Annotated in this window: 14 protein-coding genes; 7 read left to right on the top strand and 7 right to left on the bottom strand. The window is 65.6% G+C overall.

The window, feature by feature from the left end; all coding sequences use genetic code 11:
• Positions 1-30 precede the first annotated feature (30 nt).
• Both IEX24_RS19600 and IEX24_RS11640 read right to left on the bottom strand, forming a co-directional pair.
• Positions 31-987, bottom strand: coding sequence for a GntR family transcriptional regulator (locus IEX24_RS19600; protein WP_203585986.1), 957 nt, complete (start codon positions 985-987; stop codon positions 31-33).
• Positions 987-2,018, bottom strand: coding sequence for a DMT family transporter (locus IEX24_RS11640; protein WP_229715271.1), 1,032 nt, complete (start codon positions 2,016-2,018; stop codon positions 987-989). The genes IEX24_RS19600 and IEX24_RS11640 overlap by 1 nt, the downstream gene beginning before the upstream one ends.
• A 166-nt stretch (positions 2,019-2,184) precedes the next feature.
• On the opposite strand from IEX24_RS11640, the gene IEX24_RS11635 reads away from it, so the two are divergent.
• Together IEX24_RS11635 and IEX24_RS11630 are read left to right on the top strand one after the other, a co-directional pair.
• Positions 2,185-3,537: a glycosyl hydrolase family 28-related protein gene (locus IEX24_RS11635; RefSeq protein WP_188678453.1), complete on the top strand. Its 1,353-nt coding sequence runs from the start codon at positions 2,185-2,187 to the stop codon at positions 3,535-3,537.
• Positions 3,538-3,614: 77 nt separating this feature from the next.
• Complete coding sequence (locus IEX24_RS11630) at positions 3,615-3,854, top strand: hypothetical protein (RefSeq protein ID WP_188678451.1); 240 nt, start codon at positions 3,615-3,617, stop codon at positions 3,852-3,854.
• Positions 3,855-3,870: 16 nt separating this feature from the next.
• Here the strand turns inward: IEX24_RS11630 and IEX24_RS11625 are convergent, their stop codons facing one another.
• Positions 3,871-6,165, bottom strand: coding sequence for a heavy metal translocating P-type ATPase (locus tag IEX24_RS11625; protein ID WP_203585985.1), 2,295 nt, complete (start codon positions 6,163-6,165; stop codon positions 3,871-3,873).
• A gap of 138 nt (positions 6,166-6,303) precedes the next feature.
• Here IEX24_RS11625 and IEX24_RS11620 point away from each other — a divergent pair, with 138 nt between their 5' ends.
• From IEX24_RS11620 to IEX24_RS11600, 5 genes are all read left to right on the top strand, one after another.
• Positions 6,304-6,975 (top strand): response regulator transcription factor, encoded by a 672-nt coding sequence (locus IEX24_RS11620; RefSeq protein WP_188678447.1) that lies wholly within the window; start codon positions 6,304-6,306, stop codon positions 6,973-6,975.
• 45 nt (positions 6,976-7,020) lie between these two features.
• Entirely contained in the window at positions 7,021-8,457 is a 1,437-nt protein-coding gene (locus IEX24_RS19940; RefSeq protein WP_188678445.1) for a sensor histidine kinase, read from the top strand.
• 13 nt (positions 8,458-8,470) lie between these two features.
• The gene (locus tag IEX24_RS11610) at positions 8,471-9,187 is read left to right on the top strand and encodes a DedA family protein (RefSeq protein ID WP_229715270.1); all 717 of its coding nucleotides are present in this window, start codon (positions 8,471-8,473) and stop codon (positions 9,185-9,187) included.
• 14 nt (positions 9,188-9,201) lie between these two features.
• Positions 9,202-10,545 carry an aminotransferase class III-fold pyridoxal phosphate-dependent enzyme gene (locus IEX24_RS11605; protein ID WP_188678443.1) on the top strand — a complete coding sequence of 448 codons (1,344 nt, stop codon included), beginning with the start codon at positions 9,202-9,204 and terminating at the stop codon, positions 10,543-10,545.
• A gap of 105 nt (positions 10,546-10,650) precedes the next feature.
• Positions 10,651-13,287, top strand: a complete 2,637-nt coding sequence (locus IEX24_RS11600; RefSeq protein ID WP_188678441.1) for a putative bifunctional diguanylate cyclase/phosphodiesterase — start codon at positions 10,651-10,653, stop codon at positions 13,285-13,287.
• Positions 13,288-13,308: 21 nt separating this feature from the next.
• Here IEX24_RS11600 and IEX24_RS11595 read toward each other — a convergent pair whose 3' ends face one another.
• The 4 genes from IEX24_RS11595 to IEX24_RS11580 form a co-directional block, all read right to left on the bottom strand.
• Positions 13,309-15,561, bottom strand: a complete 2,253-nt coding sequence (locus IEX24_RS11595) for an ABC transporter permease (RefSeq protein ID WP_188678439.1) — start codon at positions 15,559-15,561, stop codon at positions 13,309-13,311.
• A 36-nt stretch (positions 15,562-15,597) separates the two neighbouring features.
• Positions 15,598-17,079 (bottom strand): sugar ABC transporter ATP-binding protein, encoded by a 1,482-nt coding sequence (locus IEX24_RS11590; protein ID WP_188678437.1) that lies wholly within the window; start codon positions 17,077-17,079, stop codon positions 15,598-15,600.
• Positions 17,080-17,117: 38 nt separating this feature from the next.
• Positions 17,118-18,308: a sugar ABC transporter substrate-binding protein gene (locus tag IEX24_RS11585; protein WP_188678435.1), complete on the bottom strand. Its 1,191-nt coding sequence runs from the start codon at positions 18,306-18,308 to the stop codon at positions 17,118-17,120.
• Between the two features lie 285 nt (positions 18,309-18,593).
• Positions 18,594-19,442 carry a DeoR/GlpR family DNA-binding transcription regulator gene (locus tag IEX24_RS11580; protein WP_229715269.1) on the bottom strand — a complete coding sequence of 283 codons (849 nt, stop codon included), beginning with the start codon at positions 19,440-19,442 and terminating at the stop codon, positions 18,594-18,596.
• Positions 19,443-19,473 lie beyond the last annotated feature (31 nt).

Here is a 19,473-nt window from a genome sequence, read left to right as displayed (position 1 = left end):
GTGCGACGCATGCCGCAAATGGAATATAGATCAGTGAGGGGTCGAGCTACCGCGATTCGCCGCGGGTGGCGATTCGGCGGCTCGGGCCCTGATGAGCTGATCTGCGGCGAGTTCGAGGTGCTCGTGAATCGCGTCTTCACCGCGAATGAGCAGGTCGCCGACGAGCTGGTCGTGTTGCCGAATGAGCTCGCCCGGGTCAAGCACGTGGCGAAGCTGGGCGAGAAAAAGAATGCTCTCAGCCTCGAGGTCGGCGTGAGCATCCGCGATTCTGGGGCTGTCTGCAGCGACGACGATGGCGTGGTGAAGGGCTGCATGCGCGCGTTCGATGGCTGCGTGGTCGAGCGGGGTGGCGCGGCATCGGCGGGCGAGCTCGGCGTTGGCGGCGTGGATGCCCGACAGAAGTTCCGCGGCATCGGCGTCGCCCTCGTGGCCGGCCGGCGTGCTCTGGGCAGGCGAGGGTGTCTGCGTGCGCGAAGTTGTTTGCGCTGGCGAGGAGGTCTGCTCTGGCGAGGGGGTCTGCTCTGGCGAGGAGGTCTGCGCTGGCGAGGAGGTTTGCGCTGGCAAAAAGGTTTGCTGTGGCGAAAAAGTTTTCGCGCGGCGGTTCAGCAGGCGCACGGCCTCACCCTCGAGGGCAGAACGCAGCTGCATCAGGGCGCGCACCGCGTCGTCGTCGAGCAGGGTGACGCGGGCTCCCGAGTATGGGTTGATCGTGACGAGGCGCTCGGCGGCGAGTTGTCGAAGCGCGGCGCGAACGGTATGCCGTGACAGGGTGAACTCTGCCGAGATGGCCTGCTCGCGCAGTGCGGTGTCGGGCGGCAGCGCGCCGCTGAGGATGCGGCTGCGAAGGTGTTCGTGGAGGCGGCCGACGGCCGTTGCGGCGCGTGCGGGTGCGGGCGCGGTTGTGGGTGTGGGCGCGATGACGGTCGCACCGGGGCCGGATGCGACCACTGATGCGGCTGCGGCTTTGCCCGCGCGCGTTGACGACATCAGACTCCCTCGCCCGAAACGGGCGAGACGAAAGCGTTCGCCCGGCTGCCGCGCCTCGATACCGTGAGAATGGCTAGCCCAGCAGTGAGCAAGGCGACCCCGATGGCACTCGACAGCGTGAACTGTTCATGCAGCACCGCGATGCCGAGAGCGGTGGCGGTCAGCGGCTCGATGAGCGTGAGCGTGGCGGCGCGCGAAGCAGCCAGGTTCTTCAGGCCTCTCGCAAACAGGGTGTAGGCGAGCCCCGTCGTGACGATTGCGAGCCAGCCGACCGTCAGCGCTCCACGGGGTGTGACCAGCCACGCCAGATCTGAACCGACCAGCACGGGAACCATCACGAGTGCGGCCACGCCGAAAGTCGCGCCCATGGTCATGGTGGGGGAGTAGCCCCGCTCGAGCAGCGCTTTGCTGCTGAGTGCGTAGACGGCGTAACAGAGTCCCGCCGCGAGCGAGGCGAAGAGCCCCGCCACGCTGATGCTGCCCGCGCCGCCCGCGCTGCTGACGCCGCCCGCACCGCCCGCGCCCCCGAACGCCTCCGCGAACACCCCCGACAGCGCTGCAACGCCGAGCGCTGCCACGCCCGTGGCGATCGCCCAGCGTCGCCCGGGGGCTTTGCGCCACACGGCCCATTCGAGCAGGCCCGTCAGCACGGGCGCAGATCCGAGGGCGACCAGTGTGCCGACGGCAACCCCGTTCTGACTCGTTCCGGTGAAAAAGGCAGGCTGGTAAGCAGCCACCCCGAGGGCTCCGATGACCACGAGACCAAGCGGCGCGATCAGGCGCAACGGATGCCCGGCAGCGCTACTCGCCGCGCGAGACGTGGGTCGGGGCATCCACTCGCCCGAACGCCCCCCGCGCACGCCCACCGCCACTGCGATCAGCGCCAGCAGTGCCCCGCCGAACACGACGCGGGCAGCGCCGAGCGACAACGCGCTTGCTCCAGCACCACCGAGTGCCTGAGCCGTTCCGGTGGTGCCGAAGCACACCGCGGCAGCTGCCACGAGAATCGCGGATGCTCGTGCTTCGCTCACCGCCATACCAGATTGTTACACAATCTGACCGAAAGGCCAACCGAACATTGAGTGCGCTATCACCAATTCGGGGGGTGCGCGAAACAATTGCCCCCTACACTTGAGCCAGATCTTGCGCTGCAACTCACAGCGGGTTCCTGACGGCGCAGCACGAGGGAGCATGCACATGGTCACCGAAATCATCATTGCGGCAGAGCTGACGAGGCGGGCGCTCTTCGCGGGGGCGATGTCGGGGGCGGCGTTGCCCGCGTTGCATACCGACGCGACGCCGAGCTTCATTCCCGAAACCGAGAAGGCGCAGGCGAACGGCGTGGCCTCGCTCGATGCGAACGCCTTGATCTACCTGAATCAGCTGCCGCCGACCCTTGCCACGCTCGACGCGAACGGGCACGTCTACGAGTCGCAGCTGCCGCCCACCCTCGCCACGCTCGATGCCAACGGGCACGTGTATGAGTCGCAACTGCCCACCGACGTCGCCAAGCACGACGAGCTCGTGTTCAACGTTCGCGACTACGGCGCCGTCGGCGACGGGGTTCAGGATGATCTGCCGGCCATCAACGCCGCAATCGCCGCCGCGACAGCGCACGGGGGCGGCACTGTCTGGTTTCCGGTCGGCACCTATCTCATCTCTGCGGCCATCGGAAACACCACCGCGGGCCTCACCAGCATCACGCTCGCCGGCGCCGGGTCGCAGATCGCTACCCTCAAGGTGTCGAACAACACTCCCGTGCTGACGGGTATCTGGTATTCCTGCACGGTCACGAACCTGGTGCTCGACGCCAACGGGCTCGGCTCGCCGTGCATTTCGGTGCACGTCGACAAGACGCACCTCGAACGCTTGCTGCTGCTGAACTGGAACACCTCTGGCATCACCGTGAACGACGGTACCTTCAGCGACAACGGCGGCCTGTTGAACTTCATCGACCGCTGCAACATTCAGCAGAACACCGGCACCGGCATCTACACCGGGTACCGCTTCTACGACTCGTGGATCATCAACAACAACGTGGGCGCCAGCTATGCAGACCTCTCTATCGAAGGAGGCCCCGTTCGCATACTCGGCAATCACCTCGACGGGTCACCTACCTACAACATCGAGTTTCGCGGCAACAAACGCATTCTGGTCTCAGACAACATTCTCGAAGGCTCGCGCAAGCAGTCGATCGTCTACACGATGCCGCCCTGGCTCAGCTCAGACAAGCCGCAGATTCAGCTCATCGGCAACATGTTCTCGAACGGCGGCAAGCTCGCCCAGAACACCTACCCGGCCGTCTCGATCATCGGCGTCTCGAGCGACGCCCGCACCGAGGGCTTCACCATCACGGGTAACACCTTCGCCTGCGACGACGCGGGCGCCGGCTGGACGTACATCGTCGAAGCCCAGTTCGCTCGCACCATCGCGGCCGTCGGCAACCAGTGGATCGAGGGCCACATGCAAACCCAGCCCTGCCATTTCTTGACCTGCTCCAACACCGAGGTGGTGGGCAACCACGGCGACAACGTGGTGAAGACCACCTAGCGCTCGAACCCGATGACGGGTTGTCAACCACCGAATTCGACGGGTGCTCCGAACCACGAGTGGTGAAAGGATGAACCATGGCTGACAACGGCGAACAGAACGAACCGATCATGGTGGGCGCAGGCGACGCCACCACCGACGAGAAGATCACCGGAATCGTGGCGCAGGTGCGGCAAGACCACGGCGGTGAAGACCTGCCCGTGGTGCTGGCGAAGATTCGCGAGCGCTTCGAGCAAGCCGGCATCGAGGTCGACGACATCAAGCTCGCGCGACTCGCCCACGAGGTCTCAGGCGAGACGTCAGAGTTCAAGAGCTGAGGCCGGCAGCCTGAGGCTAGCGCTCGGTCGCAGGCGAACCGGATGCCCGTGCCGACAGCCGTGCCGGGTCGAGGTCGACTCGGCGCAGCAGCTGGGCGTTGGCCGCCACGATGATGGTCGAGAGCGACATGAGAATGGCGCCGACCGCGGGTGAGAGCACGAACCCGATAGGTGCGAGCACCCCGGCAGCAAGCGGCACCGAAAGAACGTTGTACCCCGCGGCCCACACCAGGTTCTGCACCATTTTGCGGTAGCTGGCCCGGGAGAGCTGGATGACCGACAGCACCGCCCGCGGATCATTCGCCACCAGCACCACTCCGGCCGACTCGATGGCCACGTCTGTTCCGCCGCCCACCGCGATACCCACGTCGGCTCGCGCGAGTGCGGGCGCGTCGTTGACGCCGTCGCCCACCATCGCGACCGAGAGGCCCCGCGCCTGAAGCTCCGCTACCTTCTGATCTTTGTCTGCGGGCAGCACGTCGGCGAAGAACTCGTCGATGCCGAGCTCGGCCGCGACTGATGCGGCAACCGAGTGTGCATCGCCCGTGATCATCGCGACCCGCACGCCGCGAGCATGCAGGGCTTCGACGGCCTGGCGCGACTCGGGGCGCACCTCGTCGTCGAGCGCCAGGGCGCCGAGCACTTCGCAGTTGTCGCCCTCGCCCTCACCCTCGCCTACGCCTTCGACTGCGCGCAGCACGTAGAGAACTGCGGAGCCCCGCTCGGCCCAGGCCCGCGCTGCTTCTGCAATGTCGGTGGGCACCGCGGCTCCGGATGCCCGCAGCATCGCCGGGCCGCCCACGCTGACGAGCGTGCCATCCACTCGCCCGTGCACACCGAGCCCGGTGGCCGACGAGAACTCGGTGGCTACCGGCGCCCCGGCGCGTGCCCCCGCGTCGGCGGCACCTGCAGCGGCCTTGACGATGGCGCGGGCGAGGGGATGCTCGCTGTCGGCCTCTACCGCTGCGGCCAGGGAGAGCAGCGTTGCGGGGGTGAGAATCTCGGGTGAGACCGGGCCAGCCGCGCCGACCGTGTCACGCGCGACCACAGCGCCGGTCACGGCCGGCTCTCCGCGGGTGAGGGTTCCGGTTTTGTCGAAGAGCACCACGTCGATGGTGCGCATGCGTTCGAGAGCGAGCCGGTTCTTCACCAATACCCCCGCACGCGCTGCGCGCTCGGTCGAAATGGCGATGACCAACGGAATCGCCAGCCCGAGAGCGTGCGGGCAGGCGATGACGAGCACGGTCACAGTACGCGTCACTGCGTTGTCGACGTTGCCGAGAAGCACCCACACGACGAACGTGATGATTCCGGCCCCAGCCGCGTAGTTGAAGAGCCACGCGGCGGCCCGGTCGGCTAAGGCTTGGGCGCGGGACGACGAATTCTGCGCATCGGCGACGAGTCGCTGGATGCCCGCCAGCGCGGTACCGTCGCCTACCGCCGTGACGCGAACCCGTATCGCGTTATCGGTTGCCACTGTTCCGGCGATGACGCGGTCGCCCTGGCCGCGCCGCACGGCCATCGATTCGCCCGTGATCATAGACTCATCGAGTGCCGCCGTGCCTGCCACCACCGTTCCGTCGGCCGGAACCCGCGCGCCCGAACGTACGAGCACCACGTCGCCCGTGACGAGCTCGGCGAGGGGTACCTCGACCACGGAATCGCGAGAGCCGTCGGGCGCCACCTCGCCCGGCACGGTGACTCGCTCGGCCGTGTCGGGCAGCAGTGCCGCCAGCGCGTCGAGTGCACCAGAGGCCGCACCGAGTGCACGCATTTCTATCCAGTGCCCGAGCAGCATGATCACCACGAGCAGCGCCAGCTCCCACCAGAAGTCGAGGTCAAAGGAGCCGACCTTGAGGGTGGTGATCCAGGAGGCGACGAAGGCGACAGTGATGGCCATGGCGATGAGCAGCATCATGCCGGGTCGCCGGGAGCGAATCTCGGCGAGTCCGCCGAGCAAGAAGGGCGCGCCGCCCCAGAAGAAGATGACGGTGCCGATGACGGGCGAAATCCAGTACGAGCCCACGAAGTCGGGCACCTGATAACCGAGGATGCTCGCGAACATGCTGCTGAAGAACACCGTGGGCACGGCCAGCACCAGCGTCACCCAGAACTTGGCGCGGAAGATGGCGACGTGGTCGCCATGGCCGGAGTGCTCGCCGTGACCGGAGTGGCCGGAGTTGTCACCGTGGCTGGAGTGCCCGTGCTCCGCGTGCTCATGCTCCGCGTGCTCATGCCCCGCGTGCTCATGCGCCGCCTGCTCCAGCTGCTCGTGCCCGGTCTGTGTCATGTGTTCGCCGCCTCTCGACATCCTCAACGGTATACCCCCCAGGGGTATTCCTGTACTGTTCCCGCACGCCAAACTGTGAATTTTCACACTCTGGGTGCCTTCAGGATGCCCCGCGCCCGGCGAACACGGTCATAATCGAACCGAGAAGGGTGTGTGCGTGTGAAACTCCTGATAGTCGAAGACGAAGACGAAATGGGCCGGCTTCTGGTGCGCGGGCTGACCGCCGAAGGGTACGAGGTCGAGCGCGTTGCCAACGGAATAGACGGGCTCATCTCGGCCGCAGCGGTGTCGTACTCCGCGGCCATTGTCGACGTGATGCTGCCCGGAATGTCGGGTTTCGAGTTCTGCCGGCACGTGCGCTCGCAGAACGCCGGGCTGCCGATTCTGCTGCTCACGGCACGCGACGCCGTGGATGACCGGGTCAAGGGCCTCGACGCGGGCGCCGACGACTACCTCACCAAGCCTTTCGCGTTCGCTGAACTGACCGCGCGCATCCGCGCTCTGCTGCGTCGGGAGACCTCGGGGCCGCCGCTTTCGCTCTCGGTGGGGTCGCTCACCATCGACAGCCACAATCGCCGCGCCCTTGTGGGCACAGCGGCGCTCTCACTCAGCCCGAAAGAGTTCGACCTGCTGCGTCTGCTTGCCTCGAAGACCGGCGCCATTCTCACCAGAACCGAGATTCTCGACGAGGTGTGGGGCCGCACCGAGCACATCGACGCCAACGTGGTGGATCAATACGTGAGCTACTTGCGCCGTAAACTCGACCCGCTCGGCTCTGACGTGTCGATCGCCACCCGGCGCGGAATCGGCTATGGCCTCGAGGTCGTCTGAGCAACCCACGAGCATCCCGCTGCCGACCAGCGCGGTAACCCGCCGATGAACCTGCTGCGCCGTCTCTCGATTCGCGTGCGGCTCACCATCGGCGCCGTGGTGATCGCAGCCGTTTTCTTCACGGGCACGGCGTTCGTCGTGCGCCATCAGGTCGAGTCCATTCTCGAAAACTCATCGGTGATGCTGCTGCAGAGCGACTCTGCGCCGTTTCAGCAAGACATCGCCGCCGGCAAGGGCAGCACACTCGATTCGCCCGCGCAGGGCCAGCTCATCGCCATCATCAACCCCGACGGCCTGGTCGAAGAGTCGACCTTTCCGATCGAGCTGCAGCCTCAGCTCGGTGCTCTGGCCAGCGCCGGAACCGACACCCAGTCGGTGCACACCCCGGCCGCCGACTATCTCGTGATTTCGCGCACCGTCGAGGCCGACGATGGCACCTGGCATGTGGTGACCGCCCGCAACGAATCGGCGTCGAAGATCTCGGTCGACAACCTCACCCGGGCGCTCACCATCGGCCTCATCATTCTCACGGCGCTCTTCGGTTTCGGTTCGTGGCTGCTCGCTTCGGCGGCACTGCGGCCGGTGTCGGCCATGCGGCGCACCGCCCACGAGTTGCAGGGCAGCGCCTCGACCGAGCTCTTGCCGGTGGGCCCGGCCCGCGATGAGCTTTCGGCGCTCGCCACTACTCTGAACGACCTCATTACTCAGCTGCGGGCATCCGCTGACCGAGAAAAACAGCTCGTCTCTGACGCGAGCCATGAGCTGCGCACGCCGCTCGCGATTCTGCAGACTCAGCTCGAGCTGGCGCACTTGAGTACGGGCGATGCGGATGCCCTGCTGCTCGAAATCGAATCGGCCGAGCGAACCGTGAAACGTCTCTCCGGTCTCGCCGCGAGCCTGCTCGAACTGACTCGCATCGAGGGCATGGTCGGCGGCGACGAGACCGCCGTCGGCGAGCTCTCGGCCGAGCTGGTCGACTCCATCGATCGCGCGCGCATCGTCGCCATCGGCAGCGGCATTGTGGTCGACTACGACATCGAGGTTCTGCCGGCCGACTGGGCTGACGGATGGTCGGCAGCGCTCTCGCGCTACAACTTCGGCCGCGTTCTCGACAACCTGCTCGGCAACTCCATCGCGGCCATCACCGCCGAATCGGTCGATTCCGAGGTCTCGGGCACCGTGGGCGCCGACCTCGCGTTCATCAACGATCCCGTGCATCCGGCCCTCCGCCTCACCGTCACCGACACGGGCCCGGGCATGAGCGAAGAATTTCTGCCGCAGGCCTTCGATCGCTTCACTCGTGAAGACGAGGCGCGCGGCGGCGCCGGATCGGTAGCCGGCGGCGCGGGGCTCGGTCTGTCGATCGTCTCGGCACTCATGTTGTCGGCGGGTGGCACTGTTACCATGACGAATCGGCGGCCATCGGGGCTGAGTGTTGTCGCCGAGATTCCGGTGAGCCCGATTCAACGTGAGGCCGTGTGAGCACCCTGTGATTGTGTCGTCTATCTTCGCGTCGACCCTGGCCGTCGGCAGCCACGTGGCGGCGAGCATCACGGCCCTGGCCGGCATCAACCCGATCAACCCCGAACCGCTCGTGCAGAGCGCGGGGCCGTGGGCGCTGCTGGTCGTCTGCGGCATCATCTTCGCCGAGACCGGGCTGCTCATCGGGTTCGTGCTGCCTGGCGACACGCTGCTCTTCTTCACGGGGTTGCTGACCTTCACGGGCGCGATTCCGCAGCCGCTCTGGCTGGTGCTCATCGCCATTTCGGTGGCGGCGGTCGCGGGTGACCAGCTCGGCTATTTCATCGGCTACCGCTCGGGGCCGCGAATATTCGAGCGTAAAGAGACGGGGTTCTTCAGCAAGAAGAACGTCGATCGAACGCAGGGCTTCTTCACTCGCTTCGGCGGTGCGGCAGTCATTCTCGCGCGGTTCATCGCCGTGGTGCGCACGTTCGCCCCGGTCGCCGCGGGTGTGGGCAAGATGCATTACTCGAAGTTCTTGCTCTACAACGCCATCGGCGGCGTCGCCTGGACCTTCTTGCTCGTTCTGCTCGGTTTCTTTCTGGGGCACATTCCTGGCGTCTCCGAGCTCGTCACGCAATACCTCGGTTATGTGATTCTCGGCATTCTGCTCTTCACCGTCATTGCGGCCACGGTGTCGCTCATCAGGTCGCGGCGCGAGACGAAGCGCGAAGCGCTCGAGGAGCATTGACCTAAGCTCGGTGTATGGCTTCTGCACCCTTCACGGTTTCTCAAGAACGTAAGCTCGTCACCGAACTGCCGGGCCCGAAGTCGCGCGAACTGCACGAATTGCGCCGCCGGGTGGTCTCGCGCGGGGCGGGCACCCTCGTCGACATCTACATGGATCACGGCTCAGGCGCGATTCTGGTCGACGTCGACGGCAACCAGATCATCGACCTGGGCTGCGGCATCGGGGTCACGACCATCGGGCACGCGCATCCGGCAATCGCAGCTGCCGCGGCCGAGCAGGCCGGCAAACTGACCCATACGCTCTTCACGGTCACTCCGTATGAGAACTACCTGCGGGTGGCCGAGAAGCTCGCCGAGATCACGCCTGGCGACTTCGAGAAGCACTCCATTCTGGTGAACTCGGGCGCAGAAGCGGTGGAGAACGCGGTGAAGATCGCCCGCAAGTACACCGGCCGCCGCGCTATCGCCGCACTCGACCACGCCTTTCACGGTCGCACCAACCTCACCATGGCCATGACTTACCGCCCGTTTCCCGAGCGCGCCGGCATGGGCCCGTTTCCGGGTGAGATCTACAGCGTGCCCACGAGCTACCCGTTCCGTGACCCTGAGGGCATGACCGGTGTCGAGGCGGCAGAACGCACCATCGACTACATCAACACGCACATCGGCGCCACCGAGCTCGCGGCGCTGTTCGTCGAGCCGATTCAGGGCGACGGCGGCATCGTGATTCCCGCCGACGGCTTCTTTCAGACGCTCAGCGCGTTCTGCACCGAGAACAGCATCGTTTTCGTCGCCGACGAGATTCAGGCCGGCATCGCCCGCTCGGGTGCCTGGTACTCCATCGAACACTCGGGCGTCATACCCGACCTCGTTACCAGCGCGAAGGGCATCGCCGGCGGTTTTCCGCTCGCCGCCGTCACCGGCCGGGCCGAGATCATGGATGCCGTACAGCCCGGTGGCATCGGCGGAACGTTCGGCGGCAACCCGGTCTCTACCGCGGCTGCACTCGCCGTGTTCGATCTCATTGAAGAAGAGAACCTCATCGCCGAGGCGCAGCGGGTCGAGAAGGCGTTCTTCGCCCGCATCGGCGACTGGGCCACGACGTATGCGGTGGTGGGAGAGGTGCGCGGCAAGGGCGCCATGATCGGGGTGGAGCTCGTGCATCCGGGCACCCGAAAGCCGAACCCCGAAGCGCTCACCGCCGTCATCAAGCACGCCACCACGAACGGTGTCATCGTGCTCGACGCCGGCAGCTGGGACAGCGTGCTGCGGTTCTTGCCGAGTGTGGTCATCAGCGACGAACTGATCGACGACGCCGCCACGGTCATCGAACAGGCTCTGCAAGCGCTCGAACCCTAGTGCCGAGTGGGGGCGCAAGCCGTGACCGAGTGCTAAGTTTGCCAGACAGGTGAAAGCTGGCGAGAACACTCTCGCCTCTGCACTGCCCGAGGGAGGCACGCAGGCATGGCTTCAGGTATCGTGACCGCACGCCCTGCCACGTCGTCTGCTCCGGCAAAGCTGCATTCGCTGGCAGCGGTGCCCTTCGTCGTTCTGATCGGGCTGGTTTTCGTGGCCGCAGCAGTGCTGCCGTTCGATATCGGGGTCACAGATCTCGTCGCTCCTGCTGTAGCAATGCTCGTCATCGTGGCTCTGGCGCTGTTTCTGCCCTGGCAGCGGCTGCCGCGCTGGGTTCAGGCCGTGCCCGTACTGCTCTTCTTCGTGGTCATCGTGCTGCTGCGCGGGCTTTCTGACAGCACTTCGGGGTTCGACCCGCTGGTTCTTCTGCCGGTGCTCTGGTTCGCTCTGTACGGCACGCGTGTCGAGGTGGCCCTGTCGGGGTTCGCCACCGCAGCCGTGCTCATCGTGCCGCTGACGTTGCCGAGCGGGCCGGCGTCGGTGACGGCGTCGCCCAGCGACTGGGTGCGAGCCATCGTCTGGGTGGGCTGTGTGGTGCTGATCGGGCCGATCATCCACCGGGTCGTTCGGCAGTGGCGAGCGGGAGAGCGGCAGAGCGCAGCGCGACTCGACGAGGTGACGGCGAGCGAACTGCGCACCCGACTGCTGCTCGAGCAGCTGCCCGACACGATTCTGTTCGTGGTCGACGAAGACCTGCGGTACCAGCTCATCAGTGGGGCCGGCCGCGTCTTTCGCGTGGCGCTCGACTGGCAAGGCAAGACCCTGTATGACGTGTCAGACATCGTGAATGTCGAGGTGCTCGAACCCGCCTATCGTTCTGCGCTCAGCGGCGAGCGCTCGGTCGTGCTGCTGAACTCGATCAATGACGCGGGCGGCAAACGTGAGACCGAGGTCACCTGTGTTCCCTTGTCTGGCGGCGAGCATCCCACCGCCCTGATCGTGGCGCGTGATGTCACCGAGGCGCGCGGCCGCGAGCTGGCCTTGCGCCAGGTGACCGCGCAATTCGAGCAACTCGTGCACGAGGCGCCTACGGGCATTGCGCTCGTCGACCCTGATGGGCGAATCTCGCTCGTGAACAGCGCCTTCTGCGAGTTGTTCGACTGCGATCAGGATGCCCTGCTCGAGACCTCGGCGGCGAAACTGCTGCCCATGATCGCGCCACACAGCGCCAACTGGGTCGCCGACCTCATCAGCTCAGGCGAGAGCCGAACCACGGCCACAGTGGTTCTGCCCGTCTCGGCTTTGCGGTCGGAGCCCAAGAACGCGGTGGTGACGGCCGTGGTGCTGCGCGAAGCGTCAGGTGAGCCCACGTCGGTGCTGATCAACGCCTACGACACCACCGAGCAGCTGAAGTATCACGAACATGTGGAATACCTCGCTTCGCACGACTCGCTCACCGGGCTCATCAACCGGTCTGAGTTCGAACGCCGCGTGACAGCGCACCTTGAGGCATGCCGCTGGGGCGGCGACTCGGGGGCTGTGCTCGTGCTCGACCTCGACAACTTTCGCGAGATCAACGACAGCGTCGGGCATGCCGGCGGTGACGAGTTTCTGGTGGCCATGGCCTCGATGCTTTCGCGCTGGATTCGTTCGAGCGATTCAGTCGCCCGCATCGGCGGCGACGAATTCGCCGTACTGCTCACCGAGGGTGATCGCCACCAAGCCGAGGTCACCGCGCAAACGCTGGTCACTTTGGTGCGAGACGGGTTTCGATCTTTCGCGCAAGGGCCTGACGCCGACGGCACGAGTCATGCGCTCGGTCGCAGGGTCACCGCGAGCATCGGCGCCGTCGCCGTGATCAGTGAATCGACGAGCGCGAGCGAGCTGCTCTCTGACGCAGATCTGGCCATGTACGACGCGAAGAAGGCCGGCCGCAACGGCTACAGCTTTCTGGGCCCCTCTGAGGTGCTGGCCGCTCGCGTCTCGAGTCAGGTCAACTGGACGGCGAAGATTCTGGCCGCCATCGAGAACGACCAGCTCGTGCTGCACGCTCAGCCCATTCTCGACCTCGAAACCAATGCCATTTCATCGCTGGAACTTCTCGTTCGCATGATCGACGATGACGGCAGCCTCATACCGCCCGCCGGGTTCATCACCGCGGCAGAAAGCGCCGGGCTCGCGGTGATGATCGACGAGTGGGTGATCAGCCACGCCATCGATCACCTGGTGGCATTGCAGCGATTCGCCCCCGCCATCAAGGTGCACGTGAATCTCTCGGGCAAATCGGTGGGCAACAGCGCATTCGCCGAGTTCATCGAGGGCAGACTCGCCATGAGCGCAGTGGATGCCACGGGCCTGGTGCTCGAGGTCACCGAAACCGCTGCCGTCAGCAGCATCGATGCCGCTTTGGCCTTCATGAACCGGCTGACCGCCCTCGGTTGTGTTTTTGCGCTCGACGATTTCGGGGTGGGATACGGTTCGTTCTACTACCTCAAGCACCTTCCGTTCGGCATCGTGAAGCTCGACGGCGAGTTCGTCTCCGGCGGCGCTCGCGACCCGCTCGACCTGCTCGTGGTGTCGTCATTGGTGTCGATCGGCAAGGGCCTCGGCATGTACACCGTGGCCGAGTTCGTCGAAGACGAGGCGTCGCTGACGATGCTGCGCGACATCGGGGTCGACGGGGCGCAGGGCTACTACATCGGCCGGCCGGCGCCGCTTTCGGAGTACTTTCCGCAGCTCGCCTAAGGCGTCTTAGCCCCACCTCGTTCAGTGCGACGCGGCAGGGTTCGCGGTTGCGGTGGGCGGAGCAGTCGCTGCCGTGTTCGCGGAAGTCGCGGCGGGAGTTGTAGCCGCGGGCGGTGTCTTGCGGGTGCGCGGCACGCGACGCCAAGCCGCCAGACCGACGGCCAGCAGCAGAGCCGCACCGTTGAACAGGTCGGGAATCCAGATGGGCAGGCCGGCGAGCTGCAGGCCTTTCACGCCGACGGCGAGAACGTACGCCGCCACCACGGTGCCCCAGATGTTGAAGCGACCGCCGCGAAACTGGGTCGAGCCGAGAAAGACGGCAGCGATCACGGGCAGCAGGTAGCCGGGGCCCACGGTGGGGTCACCCGTCGACAGCTGTGACGTGAGCAGCAGACCGGCGCCACCCGCGACGACGCCCGAGGTGATCAGGGCTCCGAGAACGACTCGAGAGGTACGGATGCCCGAGAGCCTCGCCACCTCGGGGTTGCCACCCGTGGCGTAGACCTTGCGGCCGAGTGCCGTTCGTTCGAGCACGAACCAGAGAACGATCGCGACGATGAGCATGATGTAGAAGGGGTACGTCAGGCCGAACAGTTGCCCTGTACCGATGTTCGCAAAATCGGGCGGCAGATTGATGATCTGTTCACTCGACGAGATCCAGGAAATAGCAGCCGTCAGTAGTGAACCCACCGCCAACGTCGCGATGAACGACGGAATACGCACCTTGGTGATCATCAGCCACGAGAACACGCCCACGGCGGCACCCGCCACGAGCGTGAGCAGAATGGCGAGCGGCAGCGGCACGGTGCCCACCAGAAGTCGGGCCACCAGAACGGCGCCGAGGCCGACCTCGGCCCCGATGGCCAGATCGATGGCGCCCGCGGCGATCGGTATCACGAGGCCCACAGCCACCAGCGTTGTGATCGAGCCGTCAGAGAGCAGCGAGCGCCAGGTGCCGACGGTCAAGAACGTGCGCGGAATCCAGAGCGAGAAGACGATCACCATCACGACCAGCAGATACAGCGCCGACGTGTTGCGGAATGCGAGCGCGTGTCGCAACCGAACATGCCAGGGCGGCGTGACCAGACCGGCCTGGGGCTTGGCGTTCGCTGCGATGGCCGCCGCCTGGTCGCCGGCGAAGACGCGAGCTGCAAGCTCGGCGCGACGGGCGCGTTTGCGAGACCAGGCCCGGGTGGAGTTGTTGCGGAACAGCCGCACAATCGCCTCACGCCGGCTCATCTGGGGGGCGCGCCAGGCGGCAAGTCCGACAGCGAGCAGCAGGGCGACGCCATTGAAGAGGTCAGGAATCCAGATCGGCAGGCCAGCGAGTTGCAGGCCCTTCACGCCCACCGCCAGCACGTAGACGGCCACCACGGTGCCCCAGATGTTGAAGCGGCCGCCCCGAAATTGCGTGGAGCCGAGAAAGACGGCCGCGATGACGGGCAGTAGGTAGCCGGGCCCGACGGTCGGGTCGCCCGTCGAGAGCTGAGAGGTCAGCAGCAGCCCACCGCCGGCGGCAACCACACCCTCGGTGACGAGCGAACCCAGAATGATGCGTGAGGTGCGGATGCCCGCGAGGTTCGCGGCCTCGGGGTTACCGCCCATGGCGTCGGGGTTACCGCCGGTTGCGTAGACCTTTCGGCCGATGGGAGTGCGTTCGAGCACGTACCAGAGAACCAGTGCCACCGCGATCATGATGAAGAACGGGTAGGTGATTCCGAACAGCTGACCGGTGCCGATCGCTGCGAACTCGGGCGGCAGGTTGATGATCTGCTCGCTCGACGAGATCCAGGCGATCAGCGCGGTGATGAGCGACGCGATGGCGAGCGTTGCGATGAACGAAGGGATGCGCGCCCGAGTGATCATCAGCCAGGAGAACACTCCCACCGCAGCCCCGGCCGCCAGCGCGAGCACGATGGCCAGCGGAAGCGGCAACGAGCTCACCAGCAGTCGGGCGACGACGATCGCGCCCAAGCCCACCTGCGCACCGATCGAGAGGTCGACCACGCCCGCGGCGACCGGCACGACCATGCCCACGGCGACGAGGGCGGTGACCGCGCCGTCGGAGAGCAGCGAACGCCAGGTACCCGTGGTCAGGAAGGTGTGCGGAATCCACAGCGAGAAGATGATCACCATGAAGACGAGCAGGTACAGCGCCGCCGTGTTGCGAAAGGCGAAGGCGTGCCGCAACCGCGCGCCGAGCGGCACCTCAGCGCTTGCATCGACCGCAGAACGGGCGGCCTTCTCGTTGGGCTTCACGGCGACATTCGTCATCAGTTTTTCAGTCTCTCCGGTCAGCGTGCGCTGACGTCACTTTCGGGTTTCGAGGGCCAGTTCGTCGCGAACCAGCCGTTCTTCGGTCAGCTCGCCGCGCTGCACTTCGCTCACGATGCGGCCGCCCTTGAACACCAGAACACGGTCGCAGAGCGAAACGAGTTCTTTGGTGTCTGATGAGCACAGCAGTATGGCGGTACCGTCGCTGCGCGCGGCCATGATGAGCTCGTAAATCGCCGCTTTCGCGCCAACGTCGACTCCTTGGGTGGGTTCGTCGAGCAGCAGCACACGGGGACGCACCCGCAACCACTTGGCGAGCACGACTTTCTGCTGGTTTCCACCGCTGAACAGCTTCAGGGCCTGTTCGGGGTTCGGCGGCCGCAGACCGACGATCTGCATCCAGGAGTGCGTTTCAGCGCGCTCTGCACGGCCGTCGAGACGACCGAACGCGCGGCGAAGCCCGCGCATCATGGGCAGGGTGAGATTCTCGCGAACGCTCAGCTCCATGACCGCACCGCTCTTACGGCGGTCGGCCGGCACATAGGCCATGCCGCTCTCGATGGCGGCACGAGTGTCGTCGGAGATCAACTCTTCGCCGCCGATCTCGACCAGGCCACCGAAGCGGTACTTCGAGCCGAATAGCAGCGGTGCCAGCTCTTCTCGGCCCGAGCCGAGAATGCCGCCGATGCCTACGATCTCACCGGCGCGCAGAGTCATTGAAAAGTCGATGATCTCGGCGCCGTTGATGTTCGACACGGTCAACACCGGTTCCGCCGGGCCTCCGCGGGCCTCGAGCGAGATGTCGGCGATCGCCCGGCCGGCGATCAGCGTAACGATCTGATCGTGATCGAGGTTGCTGGTCGACTCCTCGGCCACCACGCGCCCGTCGCGCAGAACCACGACTCGGTCGGCGAGAGCGAGCACTTCGTCGAGCCGATGCGAGATGAACACCACGCCGGCTCCGGCTGCAGCGACTCGTCGCACCGCTTCGAACAGCACTTGTACTTCATCGCCGTGCAGAGCCGTGGTCGGTTCGTCGAGTACGAGCACGTTGTCGGGCCGTGTCCAGCCGTCCATGGCGCGGGCGATCGCGACGATCGCCCGGTGTGCCGGTGAAAGCCGGCCCACCGGCACGGTGACGTCGAAGTTCACACCGAATCTCGCGATGAGTTCTTGTGCGCGCCGACGTTCGGCCCGTGAGTGGATGGGCGCGAACCCGCGCCCGCGAGCCGCCGTGCCGAGGCCGAGGTTCTCGACCGTGGTCAAAATGTCGGCGAGCCCCAAGTCTTGATGAATGAAGTGCAGATCGCTTCGTGCATCCGGGCCCGCTGCGAGCTGACCTTCGGCGTTTCGCACCTCGACGACCGAGCCGGAATCGGCCTGGTACACGCCGGCCAGAATCTTGACCAGCGTCGACTTACCAGACCCGTTGTGCCCGAGCACCGCGACGACTTCGCCTGAATGAACCTCGAGCGACACATCGTCTAACGCCTTCAGGCCGGGGAATGTCTTCGACATTCCCCGCACCCGAAGAAGTGGCGCCGAGGTTTCGGTACCTACTTGCCTTGCCATAGCGTGGTGAACTTCGAGGCGTAGTCGGGGTACCCTGACCAGCCCTGAGTCGGATCGAACGTGATGTCTTTCTGCTCCAGAATCTGCTCGGGAACCTCACCAGACGTTTCGCCGGCGACCGGCTGGCCACCTTCGACCAGTCGAGCTGCTGCGTCAACGGCAGTCCAGATCGAGACGGGGAAGTCGATGGCGAGGCCCGCCGTCAGCTTTCCGTCTTTGATGTCTTGCAGGTTGCCGGCGGTCGGCGCGAACCCGACCGTCGTGGGCGAGAGCCCAGCCGCTGTCAGAGCCGCCGGCAGGCCGGTGGCCGTCTGGTAACTCACGAAGACCGCGGTGTTGGTGTCTGGGTTCGCCTGCAGATCGGTGACGATGGTTCGCGGTGCGGTCGTTCCGATAGTCGCAACGTCGATGGGTACCGAACGCACGGTGCACGACGGGCAGTTCGCGGTCATCTCGTCGGTGAACGCCTGCTGAACGTGAGCGGAGAGGTCGAGAACGGGCAGCGTGTAGAGCACCACGTTGGCGTCAGCGCCCTTGTTCGCGATCACCCAGTCGGCTAGAACCTTACCGTTCTGCGCGCTGAGGTCAGTACCGAGGTAGTTGAACGTGATGCCGTACTGCGAGACGTCTTTGTTGACCTGAATCGAGACCACCTTGGTGCCCGCAGCAGAGAGCGTCTGCAGCGCACCACCGTAGAGGGCAGGATCGTTGCCGCTGATGATCACGGCGTCGGGCTTCAGCGCGATGACGCTCGAGGCCGCTGCCTGAGCAGTTTGGGCCGTCGCGCCCGCGCTCACGATGGTAGGCGTGGCGCCGAGAGCAGTGACTGCTGCGGTGAAGGCTTTGGCCACTTGTGCGCAGACCGGGGTGGAGCACTGCAAGAACACGAAGGTCTTGCCCGAGGGGAAGGGAACGGTGGGTAGCGGGTCGGTCACCGGAAAGGTGGTCGGTGCGCCACTGAAGGGTGCGATCGCTGCCTTAGCAGCGTCGACGTTCGCTGCGGATGCTCCTGACGAGCTCGCGCTCGCCGGTGTGCCCGAACTACAGGCGGCGGCCGAGACGACCACCACCGCCGAAAGAATTACTGCGGCTATTCCGCGCGCGCCGCGCTTCGAGATACCGTGCGCCGATCGGGCCAGACGGCCACGCCCCGACTTATAGCTGTGTACGAGCACTGCTCCACTCTCCTGACAAATAGTGACGGACGCTGTTCCGTCGCGACGACGGAATGCATCCCGTCGCGAGCGGCGGGTCTCAAACCCGATTCTCCGTCGAATCTGAATGAATCAAACCAACTCTCATCAAAGATGTCAACGGTTACAACACTATTGATGTTTAAAGAACGCTGAACGGGGCGTGAGGGCGGCTGAGGCATGGATAAGGTGCGGCCGAGCGCGTCTCGGCGCGGCGAATCGCAGAGCGAATCGCTCGGCGAATCAGAGGTGGTGCAGCAGAACGAGCTAGCCTGCGAAGGCCGCGGCTTCGCGTTCTGACGTGATGACGCGAAGGCCCGCCTGGGCTAGCGCGGCCTGCGCTGTGGCGGCGCCCCGGGCATCCGGAGCCCCGGAGACCTCGCCGGTGAGCAGCGCGTCGAACCGGTCGAGACCACCGACGAGTCCGAGGTGCACCTGGCCGAGTTTGCTGCCGTCGGCAATGAGAACGGCGCGGTTCGCCGAGTCGAGCATCAGCTGTTTGAGGTGGGCTTCTGGCAGGTTCACGTTGGTGACGCCGCGTTCGGCGTCGACGCCGTTGCAGCCGATGAATGCTAGGTCGGCGTGCAGCCCGCGCAGCATCGACGACGCGAGCGGTTCGACCAGCGAGTGCTGCAGGGGGCGCAACGTGCCGCCCGTGACGATGACAGTGAAGCGCGGGATGCCCGGCTCGAGCGCCAGCGCAATGCTGAGCCCGTTCGTGATGATCACCACGTCGCTGAGGTCACTTCGTGCGACGAACGCTTTCGCAACCGCAAGTGCGGTTGACCCCACGTCGAGCAGAATGCTCTGGCCCGAACGTACCAGCCCGGCGGCGAGAGTGCCGATGGCATGTTTCTCGGCGGCCGACGCTTCGAGCGCCTGCTCGAACGAGGGCTCGCGTTCGAGGGCGCGATGACGAACCACGGCACCGCCGTGAACCCGCTGAATCGCCTGCTGTTGGTCGAGAAGATCGAGGTCGGCTCGAACCGTGACGTCAGAGACGCCGAAGGTTTCGCTGAGATCGGCCACGCGCGCAAAACCGAGCTGGTCGATCACTTGCAGCATGCGCTCGCGCCGAACGACGGCAGAATGCGATACTTTTGATTGCGTAACCACCCTGTGATTATATTTGTGTAAACGAAAGAAC

Source organism: Subtercola lobariae (genome assembly GCF_014640255.1).
GTDB lineage: Bacteria > Actinomycetota > Actinomycetes > Actinomycetales > Microbacteriaceae > Subtercola > Subtercola lobariae.
This window is presented reverse-complemented; position numbering and strand designations above follow the sequence as displayed.